Below are 16,884 nucleotides of genomic sequence, written 5' to 3'. Positions count from 1 at the left end.
CATATAGGACCCTGTTTCAGTATAAATGCTGTTATTGACTAATTAGGCATTTTTAACAGTAACGAATTCTGGATAGGCATCAACACCACAGTCAGCAGAATCAACACCGTTATATTCTTCTTCTTCACTGACACGGATGCCCATGGTGGCTTTCAGAATGATCCAAACGATCAGTGATGTGATAAATACCCAACCGAAGATACAAGCAGCACCCAGCGCCTGAGCGCCGAAGGTCGCATCAGCGTTTGAAACCGGCACCATCATCACACCGAACAAACCACACACCCCATGGACAGAAGTTGCGCCTACTGGGTCATCAATCTTGATACGGTCAAAGAAGACGATAGAGAAAACGACCAGTGCGCCAGCAACTAAACCGACGATACCAGCCATGACCAGTGACGGACTCAGAGGATCAGCAGTAATCGCTACCAGACCAGCCAAAGCACCGTTCAGGATCATGGTCAGATCTGCTTTGCCCCATACCACTTTACAGACGATCAGCGCAGATACAGCACCAAATGCGGCAGCAGAGTTAGTGTTCACAAACACCTTACCAACGGCATCGGCGTCAGCCATGCTAGAGATAGCCAGCTGTGAACCGCCGTTAAATCCGAACCAGCCCATCCACAGAATGATGGTACCTAATGTTGCTAAAGGCAGGTTACAACCAGGAATAGGCGTTACAGAACCATCTGCACCAAATTTACCTTTACGGGCACCGAGCAGTAACACACCAGCCAACGCCGCAGAAGCACCGGCCAAGTGTACGATGCCAGAACCCGCGAAGTCAGAGAAACCAGCGGCTTTAAGGAAACCCCCGCCCCAAGTCCAAAAACCTTCAACGGGATAGATGAACGCAGTCATCACTACGCTGAAAGCCAGGAAAGCCCACAGCTTCATACGTTCGGCAACGGCACCAGAAACGATTGACATGGCAGTTGCTACGAACACAACCTGGAAAAAGAAATCGGATTCTAGAGAATGTGATGCATCAGCAGCCTGAGTACCGATAAGTCCACCAAAACTAGGCAGCCAACCACCTTCAGTATTATCAACATACATGATGTAGTAACCCACCAGCAGGTAGGTCACACAAGAAATTGCATACAGCACAATGTTCTTAGTCAGAATTTCTGTGGTATTTTTCGCTCTGACCAGACCAGCTTCCAGCATGGCAAATCCAGCAGCCATCCACATTACCAGGGCACCGGAAATCAGCAGATAAAACGTATCCAGTGCAAAGCGTAGCTCTGTCACTGAAGCCCCCAATTTGGTTAATTCTTCCATCGTTTTCCCCTTTAAAGCGCTTCGTTATCAGTTTCGCCGGTGCGGATACGGATGACCTGCTCCAGATCGGTTACAAAAATTTTGCCGTCGCCAATCTTCCCTGTATGAGCCGCATTAGTAATGGCTTCAAGCAGGTGCTCAAGGTTCTCATCCTTGGTGGCAATCTCCAATTTTACTTTCGGCAAAAAATCCACCTGATACTCTGCTCCACGGTAGAGTTCGGTATGCCCTTTTTGACGGCCAAAGCCTTTTACTTCAGTGACAGTCATACCTTCTATGCCAATGCCCGCAATTGCCTCGCGGACATCATCAAGCTTAAATGGCTTGATGATTGCGCTGACTAATTTCATCGAGACCTCCCAAATTGCCTTTTTTGTGTGTGATGTTGACTTGAGCAATTCAATCATCAGGCCAAGATGTTAATTTTTTGTTTTATAATGACTTAGCTAAACATCGCCTCTTTTTTGCGCCTTTGGTTGCACCAAAATAGTTCATCACCAAACTTGTTGCACAAAGTTGATGCATCAAAATATCGACTTTGGCCTTATTGGTTCAATGAGTGGAACAGGTTAATTTGTCAGGGATTATTTACCGCGGAGGCGATTATGTTGGAAAGCACAGAGACCATTCTGGTGATCGTGGATGTGCAAGGTAAACTTGCCAGGATCATGGCGCAGACAGAGCGACTTCATCAGCAATTACAAATCCTCGCCAAAGCGATGCCATTGTTTGGCATTCCCGTGCTATGGCTGGAACAATTGCCTGATAAACTCGGACCTACCAGCGAAGAACTGGCCACTATATTGCGCCAAATCACTCAACCAATCGCCAAAGAACACTTCAGTGGCTGGCAGTGCAATGAATTTCGTCAGCAACTATTAACCAGTGGTCGTAAAAAAGTGTTACTGGCCGGGATTGAAACCCATATCTGCGTTTATCAAACCTGCTGCGACCTGTTAAATGCCGGCATGGAAGTCCATGTAATTGCAGATGCGGTAGACTCACGCAATAGCGACAATTGCCAGTTGGGGTTACAAATGATGCAACAACATGGTGCCTGGTTAACACAAACAGAATCGTTGCTGTTTGAACTGCAGCAGCAAGCAAGTGGCGACAGCTTCAGACAATTACTGTCGTTAATCAAATAACCCATAAAAATGTATGGTCCGCCTCGTTGTTGCAAGAATAAAATTCAATAACGAGGTGGGTCTGCGCTAATGTATTCGGAGTCTCTGTTGGAGGCTCTCGCCTACCGCTCCACGATGAGTTCCGCGCCGGAATATCCTCAAAAAGCCCAAAGCATCTTACTGCTGTTTTTTATGTCAGGTTTTACTCCGGTGGTACTGCCGTTTTCGTCATCTTCACTCTATTCATGTCATGCAAACTCAGGTTGCAGCTTTGCTGCATTAAATTGCTCTTTTGTTCTTAACACTGACCATACGATGCGCGCCAGTTTGTTTGCCAACGCCACACACGCCACATTGAATGGCTTGGTTGCCCTGAGCTTTATCAGCCATTCGCCAAACACCGCGCCCGTCTTCTCGGGTCTCGATAAAATCGCTCTCGCACCGTGAATGAGTAACGTGCGTAGATGCTTGTTACCACGCTTGCTTATCCCGAGTAATCGCGGCTTACCTCCGGTGGAGTGTTGATGAGGCACTAACCCCAGCCAAGCTGCTAAATCGCGCCCATTTTTGAATTGCGCAGCATTACCTAACTCGGCTACACATTGAGAAGCCGTGATGTCACCAATGCCCGGTATCGACTTCAATAACTGTGCATCACCGTGCGTAGCCAGTTGTTGCTTAAGCTTGATGTCTTGCTCGGCAATCCGCTCTGAGAGGTCATCATAATGCGAATGAAGCCCCGCAAGTTCAGCGATGAACTGCGCTGGCAGTTTTTCAGCATGCTCTGCCAACCACAGGAATAAACGCTTCATGACGCTATGGCCTCTTGGCAGACTGACACCAAATTCCAATAACAACGCCCCAATGCGTGACATACAAGCTGTGCGCTCTTTGATATAGCCTTGTCGCACGCGATGAATCGCTGACATCATCTGTGCCGCTTCTGTTTTTACCGCGACAAAGCGCATCGATGGCCGTCCGGCCGCTTCAGCTATCGCATCGGCATCAATAAAGTCGTTCTTGTTACCTTTGACGTAAGGTTTTACATACTGCGGTGGGATGAGTTTGACGTGATGCTCAAACTGCTGACAAAGACGCCCGAGCCAATGAGCACCACCACAAGCTTCAAAGGCGATAGTGGTAGGTGGTAGTTGCTGAAGAAAAAGAATGAGTTGTTTACGGGAAAGCTTCTTACGTACAACCGTTTTACCTGCACGGTCATGGCCTACAAGATGAAAGTTTGACTTGCCTAAATCGATACCGAGTACTTGAATAAACATGATGGTCTACCTCCTGTCTAGCCTAATCTCAGCATAGTCGCTGAGAAGGGAGGCGGACCATCACATTAAGTCCCCGCTATGCAGGGACTTTTAATCTTACATGTCGGTTATTTATAGGTAGCTTCGCGTTTCTTCGCTTCAGCATCCCATACTGGCAACACTTCTTTCTTAAATGCGGCTTTTTCAGAAACCAGTTTATTCATATCCAGACCCACCGCAGCCTGAGCTTTAGCTTTAGTCGAAATGTCTGGGATGGCAACGGGCTGTTTAACCCCTTTTGCACTTAACAGTTGCGCCAGTTTGATCCGCGCATTACCGGCAATCTCGACGGCAGAGCCAAGAATACGCAGTGCTTCAGTCGGGTTATGGGCATATACACCATGAGATGCAATGGAATAATCCCAACGCCATTGTGCATGACGGATATCTGTCAGAATCGGTTTCATTTCATCAGCAGTAGCACCTGCGGCCCAGGCAGCCCCCGCTTCAAAATGAGCATGCACCAATTGCTCTTCCGCTTTTGCTTTCAGTTCTTTCACTTTTTTCTTGCCGGCTTCGTACTGTCCCAGCATCACCTCTTTGCTGGCACTGTGGCAGCGAGCACAGGTTTCTTCAAAACGATCAAATGGATTGCCGACTTTATGATCGGTATAGCGCTTACCTTCTGCATTAGTGACTTTCGGCATATGGCAGTCAACACAGCTGACATTGTTTTGGCCATGCACGCTCATAGACCAAGTTTCATAGCCAGGGTGCTGTGCTTTTAGCATCGGAGCTTTAGAGATCTTGTTGGTCCAGTCAGCAAAGTCGAGCTTGTCATAGTAGGCTTCCATCTTCTCGACAGTCATACCGTCATCCCATGGAAACTTCACAAAACCTTTGCGGCCATCCACTTTTTCAAAGTAATACTCCACATGGCACTGTCCACACACCATCGATTGCTTATCCGCACGAGAAGCCTTATCAAATGGCTTACCGATAGTTTCAAAAGCACGTTGTGCAAACGGACGGCTGACACGCAGCTTTGGTGAACCTTTTTCGTGGCAATCAGAACAACCAATGGTATTGGTAATTTCAGCACCACCTTTGAACCACTTGCCGGTAAAGTAAGCTGACTCACCCTGATCTTCAATCACTCTTGGCACGTCCGGGCTTTTACAGCTCCAGCACGCCATTGGCATCGGGCCGTCTTCTGCTGAACGTGGCGCACCGGTACGCAACGTACTACGAACGTCGGTTACCGCATACATGTGACCACGCGGCGCATTGTAGTCTTTGGAAAAACCGTAACCAGCCCACAACACCACCAAATTGGGGTCAGCAGCCAGTAAATCGGTGTTTTCAGTGCTCTTGGCAGTGTCATGCCAGCTGTTGTATTGCTTGCTAAATTTGTCTTTATAGACATCGCTGCGAGGTTCAGTTTTATCACTGGCGAATGCGCCTGCAGTCAGGGCAGATGCAGCAACCAGTACACTAAGAGCAACCGATTTTTTGCTGATAATGTTCACCATCTCATCTCCGAATTATTTATTGTATGGGCATGCGCCACGATATGTACAAGATTGAAATTAGCGACAATGACCGTTTAAAAATATACCTCTTAGGAGATATCCACGGCCAAATTTGCGCCAGATCAAATTGTAAGAGCGATGTATGTCACAATTTTAACTGATTGTTAAGTAACTTTATTTTGTTCTAAAGTATCGATTCGTTATTTAGCATTTTTTTAATGGTTTTATACGGTTGCTCTGTTAAGCTGATTGCCTCATCAGCGTGGCCTGCCCACAGTTATGTGGTTAGATTTTGGAGTGATATTGATGAAACGCGGCAGCCTCACCGCAACCATCTTTTGGCTATTGTTATTATTGATCCTGTTGTCCAGCGGACTGGCAACATTTGCGATTGTGAATCTGAGTTATAGCCTAGGTGATGCACGTGCAATCAACGCTTCAGGTTCGTTACGCATGCAAAGCTACCGCTTATTGTTCTACGCGAATTCCGGCAGCGATCAAGCCGCACAAAAAATTCAGGAATTTGAAGATACCCTGTATTCAGATGCATTGAAACGCTCTATGGACTGGTCCAGTCCGCAAGCCCTCAAAGATCAGTACCAACTCGTCATCCGCAAATGGCAGGTGATGAAAACATTTGTACAGCAGGAAGACTCTCGTGATTACGCCGAATCAGTAAAGGACTTCGTTGATACCATTGATAAACTGGTATCGGAAATGGAGCACCATGCCGCATTTAAGCTGAAATTACTGGAGATCAGCCAGGTTATCGGCCTCGGACTGATGCTGATTATCGCGTTTGTCACCATGCATGTTATGCGGCGTAAAGTGGCGACACCGCTACGGCAGATGATGGAATCAGCAAACACCATTGCCAAGGGCGACTTTAATGTCACGTTGCCAGAAACTGAATACATTGAACTAAGTGCGTTATCAGAGGCGCTGCATTACACCGTCAAAGAGTTAGCCACGCTTTATGGTGATTTGGAATCGCAGGTACAAGAAAAGACGCTGGCGCTCACCAAAGCCAACAATGAGCTGACCTTTCTCTATGACAACCTGATCATGTTGAACTCTGGCAAGCTCAATGTTGAGCTGATGCGAAAGTCACTCATCAAACTGAAAAACTACGAACAACTTTGCCATCTACGCTTGATTATTCAACAGGATGGCGAGGAAATGGCGATTATCTCCGCCAATGATGATTGGCCGGAAGATCGCCCCGCCACCAAATTTGCCGTCACCTTTGAAGACAAGCAGTTAGGATTCCTGGAAGTTATTTCGCCACATCAGCTTAACAAGGTGTTATTCGATAACTTCGCCATTATGCTGGCGCGTTCCATCGTGATTCACAATGCCAGTGAAGAACGGCAGCAGCTGGCATTATTGGAGGAACGGGCCGTAATTGCCCGAGAGCTGCACGATTCACTTGGACAAGTGCTGTCATTTCTGAAAATTCAGCTCAGCTTGTTACGTAAAAGCCTAAACGGTAGTTGCAAAACCGACCAGGTCGAGAAACAGCTAAATGAACTGACTGATGGCGTCAGCACCGCCTATGTCCAACTACGGGAATTGTTATCCACTTTCCGACTGACGGTTAATGAACCTAACCTGCGCAATGCCATGGAAGGAATGCTGGATCAGCTTAGAGCCCAGACGGAAACCGAGATCATACTGGACTTCAGACTGCCGTCGCATCTCATGGGTGCGCACCAGCATATTCATATTCTGCAACTGACACGTGAAGCCACGTTAAATGCCATCAAACACGCAAATGCCAGTCAAATCAAAGTTTCCTGCGAACGAAATGCTGATAATATGTTGAAAATTGAGATCAGTGACAATGGTATCGGCCTCGATCATCTCAGGGAAAGGGATCAGCATTTCGGCATCGGCATTATGCATGAACGTGCCAGCCGCCTATCAGGCGATGTGAGCTTTTCCAGTAATGAATCCGGTGGTACATCGGTCACTCTGGTATTTCCACCACAGCAGGAGTCTGATAATGGCTAAGCCCTATTCCGTATTGGTCGTCGATGATCATCCATTGTTGCGTCGTGGTATCTGCCAATTGCTGGAATCCGATAGTGACTTTGTGCTGTTCGGTGAAGCGGGGAGTGGTATCGATGCCCTCGCTGCGATATCAGACAACGAACCCGATATCGTGCTGCTGGATCTCAATATGAAGGGGATGTCAGGGCTCGATACCCTTAACGCCTTACGTCAGGAAGGTGTGACTTCCAGAATCGTCATTCTCACCGTTTCTGATGCCAAACAAGATGTGATACGCTTGCTCCACGCCGGAGCCGATGGTTACCTGTTAAAAGACACCGAGCCCGATCTGCTGCTGGAACAACTCAAAAATGCGATGTCAGGACAACGGGTTGTGAGCAGCGAAGTCGCCGATTACTTGCTGGAACAACACAGTGAAACCAATGAAGAGGACTGGATCGCAGAACTGACCCCACGCGAGTTGCAGCTATTACAGCATTTGGCAGAAGGTCTGAGTAATCGCATGTTGTCTGAAGTGCTGCATATCAGTGAAGGTACGGTAAAAGTCCACGTAAAGAACTTGTTACGCAAGGCCAATGCCAAATCGCGGACAGAAATGGCCGTGCGCTACCTGAACCGTTAAAGCGCCCATCACCTGGAGTGGAGACTTTAGCCAACAATTAATTGCCTGCCAGGTAGCTGCACCAACTGTGCAGCACCGACTGAAAATCTTCCAGACCACAATCCGCCATAGATTCAGCATCATAGAGTGACAGTCCTTCTTCTTCCAATTCGGTACTGCCGTCATACCCCAGCACATTGGCAAAAATCCTGACCTGTTCGCGCTCCATCTCCAGAGTTAAATCGCGCCCGACCCAACGCCATTCCTGAATACTACCGTTCAGCAACGCGTCGATTGCATTTTCTAGCTTGAGGCACAATGCCTTGTCGTCAGCCAATTCCTCAGAAAACCAGCGGCCGAAAACTTCATGTTCCATACTGAAACTGGCAAAAGGCAGACCGGTAATGGGATTGCGCCGAAATTCGTATTCCATAGATTTTCTCACGCAGGGGAAACTTACTATTTTATTTTAACCCAGCAATAACGGGATTGCTGTTCAATCCTTGCACCAACACTTCTTTTTCCGGCCAGTCTGCGTTACTTTTTGATTATTGAACGTTATCAGGAGCTCCCATGCCGGAAGGACTCATCAGTGGTTTACTACTTAACGGCCCCAATATTGGTCAAAACATGACGCTTGAACAAGCGAGTCAGTGGCAGCCAGAAGATGGTTTACTGTGGATGCATTTTGACTATAAACACAAAAAAACCCGCAGTTGGTTGAAGAATGTCTGCAAATTGCCAGCACTGGAAACCGAAGCCTTGATGATGCAGGACACGCGGCCACGTATTGTGCGCGCAGGGAATGGCCTGTTGCTGGCGCTGCGAGGTATCAACCTTAACCCAGGCGCCGATCCAGAGGATATGGTATCTATCCGGTTGTATATCGATCATCAACGCATCATCAGCACGTGTAGTCGGCAATTGCTCTCGGTGAAAGAACTACAGGATGCCATCACTGACAGGCGCGGTCCGCAAAGCAGTGGCGATTTTTTACTGAATTTGTGTGACAAGCTGACTTCGCGCCAGATCGATTTTATCGACCAATTGGAAGACAAACTGGCGGACATGGAAGAGCTGCTGGTGTCTGACGAAGGCCGCGATTTACGGCTAGATGTTGCGGAAATGCGACGGCAAACCGTTGTTTTAAGACGTTATCTGGCGCCACAACGGGAAGCCTATATCAAGCTGCTGAGTGATACATCCACCATGTATGATGACAGCCAGAAGCGCCGTTTTGGTGAGATCAGTGACACGCTGGTACGAGGTATAGAAGATCTGGATTCTATCCGAGAGCGGGCCACCGTAGCTCAAGAAGAGCTGCAAAACCGGCAAACGGAAGCACTCAACAAACGCTTGTATTTTCTGGCACTCATCAGTGCGATTTTTCTGCCACTGGGATTTCTCACCGGGCTTTTAGGCGTCAATATTGCCGGGATCCCAGGCGCAGATAGTCATTGGGCATTTGCCGCATTTTGTGGATTTTTAATCTTGTTGGTCGGCATGCAATTATGGCTGTTTTACCGCTTTCGCTGGCTATAAAATGGGACGAATCTGCGTCCCATTTTCATTATCTGTCGACACTTATTTAGTGCTGTCAGCCTTGGCCGCATCTGCTGGCTTAGCAGCATCCGCAGGTGTTACCCCCAACAGTTCAACTTCAAAAATCAGTGTAGAGTTCGCTGGAATTGTGCCCATATCGCGATCGCCGTAAGCCAGATTAGCAGGGATCACAAACCGATATTTTGAGCCAACGGACATCAGCTGCACACCTTCAGTCCAACCAGGAATAACACGGTTCAGCGGGAATTCAATCGGCTCACCGCCGTGCTTGTCGGTACTGTCAAACTCGGTACCGTCAATCAGCGTACCTTTGTATTTCACTTTTACAGTGTCTTCCGCTTTTGGCTTAACGCCAGTCCCTTCCTGCAATACTTCATACTGCAGACCAGAGGCGGTAGTTTTTACGCCAGACTTGCTCTTGTTCTGATCCAAGTACGCCTGGCCATCTTTCAGATTCTTCTCTGACACTTCTTTCGCTTTAGACTGACGTTGGTCGTTAACTTTCTTATCCAAACCTTCAAGGATCTTCTGCATCTCGTCATCCTTGAGTTGGATATTGCCCGCCAGACCTTGCTTGAAGCCGGTCACAATCAGATCACGATCAACTGGGATCCCCAATTCTTCCTGTTCTTTAATATGGCTGGCCATATAACGTCCGATGGAAGCTCCGACACTGTACGCTTCCTTCTGCGTGTCAGTGTTCAGCTGTACATTGGTATCGCTTGCAGCGGTCTTTTGTTCCTGGTTACAAGCCGCTAGCCCAAGCACAGCCAGCGCTACCAATGAAAATTTATAAAATGGTTTCATGAAAAGCTTCCTCAGGATCTTCAGTTGGTTACAATTAACCTAAAATAGTTAGAGCGCCTCACTTTATACCAGTTGCCGGGAAGTTACAAAAGACAGATAGCGGCGACTGAAAGAGACTACAACTACATGTGTATACGGGAAACAGACCATTAACATTGGGACTAGTTCATGGATTCGTACCGTTTGATGCAATTTTATGCAGTGCTCCTATTTACGCTCCTACTCGGCGGTTGTTCACCAGGGCCACAGAGCAGTATCGCGCTACTGTCAGAACCCAGTTACAGTGCCAGTTTGTCTGAGGATGGTAAGTTCGCCCTCATCAGTAACAAAGACGGCATCTATTTTTGGGATGTGACCGCAGCACAACCGCGTTATCACTGGATCCAAGGCAGTCGTAACAATGACGTGATCGCGACCGCTATCTCGCCTAATAACCAATACGCCATCACCCTCAGTAATGATTCCGTGGCACTGTGGCATACCACCGATGGCAGTGCGGTAGGTTGGTGGTCGTTGTCAGCAACAGCGCAATGTGTCTCCGTCGCCAACAACGGACAGTTTCTGGTGGGGCTGGCAGATGGCAGCGTCATGGCACTTAACCTGCAGCAACAGCGACTAATTAAATTTCTTGGCCATACTGAAAAAGTGAATAGCGTGGCCATTTCGGCTGACGGCAGTTTAGCGCTCAGTGGCGATAACAATGCTGCGGTATTACTGTGGCATACCGGGAACGCGCAGATCCTGCAAACATGGCAGATGGCGTCGCGTATCCTCAAAGTCACTATGAGCGCTGATGCCAGCTTATTGTTTATGTCTGACAGCACGGGGAATGGCTGGATCCGCGATAGTCACAACGGCAAAAAAATCAGCAATTTGAAAATTCATACTCGGCAGATGAACTTTTCCAGCGCTCGCTTTATCCAACAAAACACCCGGTTACTGACAGGCACCCCCGCTCGGGAACTGCAGTTGTGGCAAGTAAAATCCGGCAAAAAAATCGCCGCTTGGCAGGTTTCATTACCTGAACGACCGTTTCCACAGAGCGCAGTCGTTTACTCTGTGTCACAATGGACAGGAAACAGCGTTCAGAGTCTTAGCAGTACCAGTCTGTTAGAGCGCTGGCAGATCCCGGAACAGAGGTAGAAAATGCAACAAATGGCGGACAGAATTGAAGAACTTGAAACAAAGCTGGCGTTTCAGGAACTCAGTTTGGAAGAACTGAATCAGGAAGTGATTTCCCTGAACAAGTTAGTGGCCGAGCAACAATTCCAGTTACAGTTGATTTTAACTAAATTGAAAGCCATTGAACCAAGCAATATCGCGACCCAGAGTGAGGAAACTCCACCACCGCATTATTGATGTGGAGCGGCCGAATTAGACGCAACGGAGGGATAACGTATGCTGACAATCATGACTCACGGACAGCCGGTATTAGCACAAACAGCTGCGCCGGTAACAGTGTTTGATGAACCGTTGAAAGCCCTTGCTGATGAAATGCTGCAAACGATGAAAGCCGCCAATGGCGTTGGCATTGCCGCACCGCAGGTGAACCGCAGCTTGCAACTGTTTATCATGGCGTCCAATCCCAATCCCCGCTATCCCGATGCGCCGGTGATGCCGCCGCAAGTGGTAGCCAATCCCCAAATATTACATTGGTCAGACGAGATGCAAAGTGGTGATGAAGGCTGTTTGTCGTTGCCCGGTGAACGTTGCAACATTCTACGACATCAAGCAATTGAAGTTCGCTATCAGGACCTGACTGGCGAGTGGTGTCAGGAGCAACTGACAGGGTTTGTTGCACGAATTTTCCAACATGAATATGACCACCTTAAGGGCATTACGCTCCGAGAACGCTTAGCACTGCAACAGGAGGCGCAATCTTGATATTGCGCGGTATTCGCTACTGTTCGATGTGCCTGTTACTGCTGTTACAGGGCTGCGCTTACAATAGTGTATTAATTGCGTATCCCGCTCAGCTCGCCAGTGCCAAGACTGCACTAAACAGTGCTGACCCCAAATCCGCAGTTGATAAGCTCGCCGGAGGGATACAAAGTCGTGACGGGCTGCTCTACGCTGAAGAAGCTGGCAGAGCAGCGCAGATCATCGGGGACTTCACCGCCAGTAAGCAGTACTTTCAATCAGCTGTCAGTGCCTACGAAAAATTTGACGATCAGGCGGTTGTCAGTCTGTCAGATGTCAGTGCTAAGGGCAGCAGTTTTCTGGTCAATGACAACGTCATTCCCTATCGTGGTGCAGGTTATGAGCGGATCCTGCTGCACCAGTATCAGGCGCTCAATTATCTGTTCAGCGGTGATGCTACGGGCGCATTGGTCGAAGTCCGACGCAGTAATGAATTACAACAGCTGGAACAACAGCGTTATGAAGCGTCCAGTAAAACAGTGCAGCAGATGGACAATGGTACCGTCAGTGCCGAAATGGACAGACTGTCACAAGCCTCAGGCAACCTTACCAGCTCGTTTCTTAGTGCCTATAGCTACTACGTCACCGGGCTGTTGCATGAATTGCTCGATGAGGCTAACGATGCGTTTATCGATTACCGCAAAGCCGCACAGCTCGCACCAGAAAATACCTATGTACAACAGGATTTAGTACGCTTAGCCAAAGCATTACAGATGCCACAATATGAGGAATTTAGGCAACGCTGGGGCGAAGCGCCACTGCCGCAAGCCAATCAGGGCAAAGTCATATTTATTGTCGAACAGGGGTTTGTGCCCTATAAAGACAGTTTTGGCGTACCGTTTACCATTAATGGCAACTGGCAGACCATAGCATTGCCCACCTATAAGGGCAGCTATATTGCGCCCGGCGGCGATACAATTGATGGACTCAGCCAGCCACTGGTAACTGAGCCGATCGTGAATATCGGTGCGCTGGCGATTACTGATTTGAAAGAGCAATTGCCCTGGTTACTGACCCGGCAAGTCGCACGGGTTTATGCCAAATCCGAGATGGCACGCAACGCAGAAGGTAGTAACGGACAGACTCTCGGAAGTGTGCTGATGCAGGTGTATAACGTAGTCACTGAACAAGCGGATCGCCGCAGCTGGCTGACCTTACCGGCACAGGCGCAAATCGCTCAACGTTATGTCGATGCAGGAAATTATCAGATTAATTTGTTGCATGGTAATGCCGAAATTGAAGTACAACAGGGTAAAACCACCCTGGTTTGGGTAATAGACACTGGCAATATAACGCGCTTTTATACTAGATTGATTTGACAACATGGAAATGGAACGGACTATGAAACACTTTAAGTTGCTTATGCTGATGGCGATGACCATTGGGCTCACCGCTTGTCAATCCAAGGTGGAATACGGTGATGCCACCGAGGTGGAAACCGTAAACGAGAATTTCGGTTCCACTGATTTACAAGCGATTACCGATAAAATGGTAGACAGCATGATGACGTTTCCGTCAGTGGTAGCGTTAACCGCTAACAACCGCCCCATCATTTTTGTCGATTCCGTTAAGAACAAAACCTCCGAACATATCGACACCGAGTCTGTGACGGACTCCATTAGCAACAAACTGCTGCGCTCCGGTAAATTCCGCTTCATTGATATGACTAAAGTGGATGCCGTGCGTAAACAGCTGGATTATCAGAACAATGCCGGGATGGTAGATCCTTCTACCGCTATCAAGTTTGGGCGGCAGATCGGAGCGCAATATATGCTCTATGGCAACCTTTCTAGCATAGTGAAACAGGATGGCAGCACTAAAGATGTTTATTACAAAATGACCATGCGCCTGATGGATCTGGAAACTGGTCTGATCGAATGGTCCGATGAAAAAGAGATCCGCAAAACCCGGAGCAAGTCGTTCTTGGGCCTGTAATCACCTGCTCATCAACAAAGCCGCCTAATAGGCGGCTTTTTTGTAACACTTCTGTTTTGGTGTTTTACATTATTTGACGTAATTTATAGCGCTGGGACTTTGGCCCACCTTCTCAACAAAAAACCACAAAACAGCAAGGATATAACAGTGAAATCGCTTACGCGGATTAAGCAATTTGGCCTTATAGCACTGGCAACTGCGGCCCTCGGAGCCTGTAGCACCAGCAATACCGAAGTTACCTCACGGGATAACGCCCCCTACCTGACGCAGGCACAAGCGATGGCGCGTTCAGCCAGAGTTTCCAATGTCAGCTATGACCTGAATTTCCAACTGGATGGCAGCGACAGCTTTGCCAATCAGGAGACGGTATATTTCACCCTGAGTGATACTAATAGCCCACTGACCATCGATCTGAACCGAGCCAATATTCAGCGCTTAGAAATCAACGGTCATGTGTTGTATCCCAATTACAACGGTATCTATCTGAGTCTTAATCCCAAGCTGTTACAGACCGGTGATAACCAGATCAAAGTCAGCTTCACGCGCAAGCATTCTACCAACGGTGAAGGCTTACATCGTTTTGTCGATCCCGTCGATGGCAGAGTCTATCTGTATTCCCATTTTGAACCCGCTGCGGCGCAGCAGATGTTTGCCGTATTTGATCAGCCGGATATCAAGGCCACTTACAAACTGACCGTACGTGCTCCGGCAGACTGGCAGGTGATCAGCGCCACCCGTGAAGACAGCATCAACAATGATGGTGATTTCCGCGTCTGGCATTTTCCGGTCAGCCCTAAATTAAGTGCCTACAATTTCTCGCTACATGCTGGTCCTTACCATATGTGGCAGGATGATAAGAGCGGCCCATATCCAATGCGATTGTTTGCTCGCCAGTCGGTTGCAGCGCAGGTTGCCCCTGAAGAATGGTTCCGTTACACCGCCGCTGGTCTGAAGTTTTTTGAGAATTACTTTGGCGTGCCCTACCCATTTAAGAAATATGACCAAGTGTTGGTGCCAGATTTTCTCTATGGCGCGATGGAAAATGCGGGCGCGATAACCTTCGCCGAAGGTCATTTCCTGCATAAAGCCAAAATGACCGCAGAACAGAAGCAGTCGCTCGCCGGTGTGATCCTCCATGAAATGGCACATCAGTGGTTCGGCGATCTGGTCACCATGAAATGGTGGAACGGTCTATGGCTGAATGAAAGCTTTGCATCTTTTATGGGCACGCTTGCCACCGCTAACGCCACTGAATTTGATTATGCTTGGCGCAGTTTTTATGCCAAAGGCAAACAAAGTGCCTACGAGAAAGACAGCCGGGTGACGACTCATCCGATTGAAGTACCGGTGCCAACAACCGGCAACGCATTTGATAACATCGACGCCATCACCTACTCCAAAGGGGCATCGGTATTAAAGCAGCTACGGCAGTTACTCGGTGAAGAAGTGTTCCGTAAAGGCGTCAGTGACTACCTGAAAACTTACGCCTGGCACAACGCCACACTGGATGATTTTATCGGCAGTCTGGCCAAAGCAGCGCATCGCGATCTTCATCAATGGACCCAAGATTGGCTTTATACCGCTGGCGTTAACACACTCGAAGCCAGTTACCAGTGTAGCAATGGCACCATTAGCAGCTTTAGCTTAGTGCAAACACCTGCGGCAACTGGGCAAACCGTACTGAGAGAACAAAAGGTTCAGGTGGCGTTGCTACGCAAGGGCCATCATGAACTGGAACTGATGAAAACCGTCCCGGTGATTTACCAAGGCGCTAACACCCAGATACCAGCACTGATAGGCGAGCGATGTCCGGATCTGGTTTACCCCAACTATGATGACTGGGGATTTGTCAAAGTGAAGCTGGATGAGCGCTCCTTTGCCACCGCCCAGAGCCAACTGGCAAACGTCAGTGATCCGTTGTTGCGTTCCATGCTATGGCAAAGTCTGTGGGATAGCGTTAAAAGTGGCGCCCTCCCCTTGAACGACTACCTTGATACCGTGTTTGTTAATCTGCCCAAAGAGAAAGACTACACGTTGATCGGTCAGATCCTCAGCACCCTGTATAGCAGTAAAAACTGGCTGGAACAGATGGCACCACTGCATGTCGATTACCGCGACAAGGCCATCAGAGCACTAGCTCAGATGAGCCTGCGATTGACCATGGAAACCGAGGGAAATAACGATCTGCAACGGCGCTGGTTTAATGCCTATATCGATTTTGCTCGTGACAGTGAATCACTCGCGCATCTGCAAGAGTTGTTACAAGGCACCAGCAAATTAGAGGGCGTTACCCTGGATCAAGATACTCGCTGGCGGATTGTGCGGCAGTTGAACCGTTACGACTATCCTGGCAGCAAAATGTTATTGCAACAGGAAGCACAGCGAGATCACAGCGATACTGGTATCAAAGCAGCGATTGCGGCTACCGTGATCCGCCCTGAAGCTGATATCAAACGTGAATGGCTGGCGCGCATTCAAAACGAAAGTGGCGAAGCCTATCCAAAACTGCGTATTGCCATGGCGAACATGTATCCGGCTGAGCAGCAATTGCTGAACGCCGCAACCGCCGAAGAGCGCTTGCAAACGCTCAGTCAAATGGATAAAACCAAAGGACCAGTGTTTATGCGAACTTATGCACCAACAATGATCCCAATGGCGTGTAACAACGGTTCGGTCGATCGGTTGCAGCAAGTAGTGAGTAATAATCCGCAGCTGTCAGTGATTACTATGCGTACCTTGATGGAGCTGTTGCAGGAAGAACAACGTTGTGTGGTGATCGCAGAGAAAATCACCCGTTAGCCGTTAAAGGCCGCGCCAGTAGCGGCCTTGTAAACGCT

The 16,884-nt window shown here is 48.4% G+C and carries 16 protein-coding genes; 10 read left to right on the top strand and 6 right to left on the bottom strand.

The annotated features are described in order from the left end of the window. Window positions 1-42 precede the first annotated feature (42 nt). Both PY479_RS02910 and glnK read right to left on the bottom strand, forming a co-directional pair. Window positions 43-1,290: an ammonium transporter gene (locus PY479_RS02910; RefSeq protein ID WP_212595581.1), complete on the bottom strand. Its 1,248-nt coding sequence runs from the start codon at window positions 1,288-1,290 to the stop codon at window positions 43-45. A gap of 11 nt (window positions 1,291-1,301) precedes the next feature. After that, window positions 1,302-1,640 (bottom strand): P-II family nitrogen regulator, encoded by a 339-nt coding sequence (gene glnK, locus PY479_RS02905; protein WP_212595580.1) that lies wholly within the window; start codon window positions 1,638-1,640, stop codon window positions 1,302-1,304. A 255-nt stretch (window positions 1,641-1,895) separates the two neighbouring features. Here glnK and PY479_RS02900 point away from each other — a divergent pair, with 255 nt between their 5' ends. Continuing rightward, window positions 1,896-2,438, top strand: coding sequence for an isochorismatase family protein (locus tag PY479_RS02900; protein WP_275482823.1), 543 nt, complete (start codon window positions 1,896-1,898; stop codon window positions 2,436-2,438). Between the two features lie 227 nt (window positions 2,439-2,665). Here the strand turns inward: PY479_RS02900 and PY479_RS02895 are convergent, their stop codons facing one another. Next, on the bottom strand, window positions 2,666-3,700 hold the full coding sequence (locus PY479_RS02895) for an IS110 family transposase (protein ID WP_275482867.1): 1,035 nt from the start codon (window positions 3,698-3,700) through the stop codon (window positions 2,666-2,668). 104 nt (window positions 3,701-3,804) lie between these two features. Next, window positions 3,805-5,208, bottom strand: coding sequence for an ammonia-forming cytochrome c nitrite reductase (gene nrfA, locus PY479_RS02890; RefSeq protein WP_212595578.1), 1,404 nt, complete (start codon window positions 5,206-5,208; stop codon window positions 3,805-3,807). A 306-nt stretch (window positions 5,209-5,514) separates the two neighbouring features. Here nrfA and narQ point away from each other — a divergent pair, with 306 nt between their 5' ends. Continuing rightward, entirely contained in the window at window positions 5,515-7,221 is a 1,707-nt protein-coding gene (gene narQ, locus PY479_RS02885; RefSeq protein ID WP_212595577.1) for a nitrate/nitrite two-component system sensor histidine kinase NarQ, read from the top strand. Then, on the top strand, window positions 7,214-7,843 hold the full coding sequence (locus tag PY479_RS02880) for a response regulator (protein WP_275482822.1): 630 nt from the start codon (window positions 7,214-7,216) through the stop codon (window positions 7,841-7,843). Before narQ ends, PY479_RS02880 begins: the two co-directional genes overlap by 8 nt. A 37-nt stretch (window positions 7,844-7,880) precedes the next feature. On the opposite strand, the gene PY479_RS02875 is transcribed toward PY479_RS02880, so the two are convergent. Next, window positions 7,881-8,255 carry a YacL family protein gene (locus PY479_RS02875; protein WP_212595575.1) on the bottom strand — a complete coding sequence of 125 codons (375 nt, stop codon included), beginning with the start codon at window positions 8,253-8,255 and terminating at the stop codon, window positions 7,881-7,883. Between the two features lie 140 nt (window positions 8,256-8,395). Between PY479_RS02875 and PY479_RS02870 the strand changes: the two genes are divergently transcribed. Then, on the top strand, window positions 8,396-9,364 hold the full coding sequence (locus PY479_RS02870) for a zinc transporter ZntB (protein ID WP_212595574.1): 969 nt from the start codon (window positions 8,396-8,398) through the stop codon (window positions 9,362-9,364). A gap of 42 nt (window positions 9,365-9,406) precedes the next feature. On the opposite strand, the gene fkpA is transcribed toward PY479_RS02870, so the two are convergent. Beyond that, complete coding sequence (gene fkpA / locus PY479_RS02865) at window positions 9,407-10,192, bottom strand: FKBP-type peptidyl-prolyl cis-trans isomerase (protein ID WP_275482821.1); 786 nt, start codon at window positions 10,190-10,192, stop codon at window positions 9,407-9,409. Between the two features lie 168 nt (window positions 10,193-10,360). On the opposite strand from fkpA, the gene PY479_RS02860 reads away from it, so the two are divergent. The 6 genes from PY479_RS02860 (at window position 10,361) to pepN (ending at window position 16,846) form a co-directional block, all read left to right on the top strand. Next, window positions 10,361-11,335, top strand: coding sequence for a hypothetical protein (locus tag PY479_RS02860; RefSeq protein WP_275482820.1), 975 nt, complete (start codon window positions 10,361-10,363; stop codon window positions 11,333-11,335). A 3-nt stretch (window positions 11,336-11,338) separates the two neighbouring features. Continuing rightward, window positions 11,339-11,551, top strand: coding sequence for a SlyX family protein (locus tag PY479_RS02855; protein ID WP_212595571.1), 213 nt, complete (start codon window positions 11,339-11,341; stop codon window positions 11,549-11,551). A 39-nt stretch (window positions 11,552-11,590) separates the two neighbouring features. Beyond that, window positions 11,591-12,076, top strand: coding sequence for a peptide deformylase (def, locus tag PY479_RS02850; RefSeq protein WP_275482819.1), 486 nt, complete (start codon window positions 11,591-11,593; stop codon window positions 12,074-12,076). 26 nt (window positions 12,077-12,102) lie between these two features. After that, complete coding sequence (locus tag PY479_RS02845) at window positions 12,103-13,431, top strand: hypothetical protein (protein WP_275482866.1); 1,329 nt, start codon at window positions 12,103-12,105, stop codon at window positions 13,429-13,431. 22 nt (window positions 13,432-13,453) lie between these two features. Further along, window positions 13,454-14,047: a penicillin-binding protein activator LpoB gene (gene lpoB / locus PY479_RS02840; protein ID WP_212595569.1), complete on the top strand. Its 594-nt coding sequence runs from the start codon at window positions 13,454-13,456 to the stop codon at window positions 14,045-14,047. Between the two features lie 147 nt (window positions 14,048-14,194). Continuing rightward, on the top strand, window positions 14,195-16,846 hold the full coding sequence (pepN, locus tag PY479_RS02835; RefSeq protein WP_275482818.1) for an aminopeptidase N: 2,652 nt from the start codon (window positions 14,195-14,197) through the stop codon (window positions 16,844-16,846). Window positions 16,847-16,884: the final 38 nt, after the last annotated feature.

The sequence above is a fragment of the Shewanella sp. A32 genome, assembly GCF_029167175.1.
Lineage (GTDB): Bacteria > Pseudomonadota > Gammaproteobacteria > Enterobacterales > Shewanellaceae > Shewanella > Shewanella yunxiaonensis.
This window is presented reverse-complemented; position numbering and strand designations above follow the sequence as displayed.

Coding starts and splice junctions, on each gene's coding strand:
- PY479_RS02870 (WP_212595574.1), top strand. CDS start 8,396: ATGCCGGAAGGACTCATCAGTGGTTTACTACTTAACGGCCCCAATATT.
- PY479_RS02845 (WP_275482866.1), top strand. CDS start 12,103: ATGTGCCTGTTACTGCTGTTACAGGGCTGCGCTTACAATAGTGTATTA.
- nrfA (WP_212595578.1), bottom strand. CDS start 5,208: ATGGTGAACATTATCAGCAAAAAATCGGTTGCTCTTAGTGTACTGGTT.
- glnK (WP_212595580.1), bottom strand. CDS start 1,640: ATGAAATTAGTCAGCGCAATCATCAAGCCATTTAAGCTTGATGATGTC.
- PY479_RS02860 (WP_275482820.1), top strand. CDS start 10,361: ATGGATTCGTACCGTTTGATGCAATTTTATGCAGTGCTCCTATTTACG.
- lpoB (WP_212595569.1), top strand. CDS start 13,454: ATGAAACACTTTAAGTTGCTTATGCTGATGGCGATGACCATTGGGCTC.
- narQ (WP_212595577.1), top strand. CDS start 5,515: ATGAAACGCGGCAGCCTCACCGCAACCATCTTTTGGCTATTGTTATTA.
- PY479_RS02855 (WP_212595571.1), top strand. CDS start 11,339: ATGCAACAAATGGCGGACAGAATTGAAGAACTTGAAACAAAGCTGGCG.
- fkpA (WP_275482821.1), bottom strand. CDS start 10,192: ATGAAACCATTTTATAAATTTTCATTGGTAGCGCTGGCTGTGCTTGGG.
- PY479_RS02900 (WP_275482823.1), top strand. CDS start 1,896: ATGTTGGAAAGCACAGAGACCATTCTGGTGATCGTGGATGTGCAAGGT.
- PY479_RS02880 (WP_275482822.1), top strand. CDS start 7,214: ATGGCTAAGCCCTATTCCGTATTGGTCGTCGATGATCATCCATTGTTG.
- PY479_RS02910 (WP_212595581.1), bottom strand. CDS start 1,290: ATGGAAGAATTAACCAAATTGGGGGCTTCAGTGACAGAGCTACGCTTT.
- def (WP_275482819.1), top strand. CDS start 11,591: ATGCTGACAATCATGACTCACGGACAGCCGGTATTAGCACAAACAGCT.
- PY479_RS02875 (WP_212595575.1), bottom strand. CDS start 8,255: ATGGAATACGAATTTCGGCGCAATCCCATTACCGGTCTGCCTTTTGCC.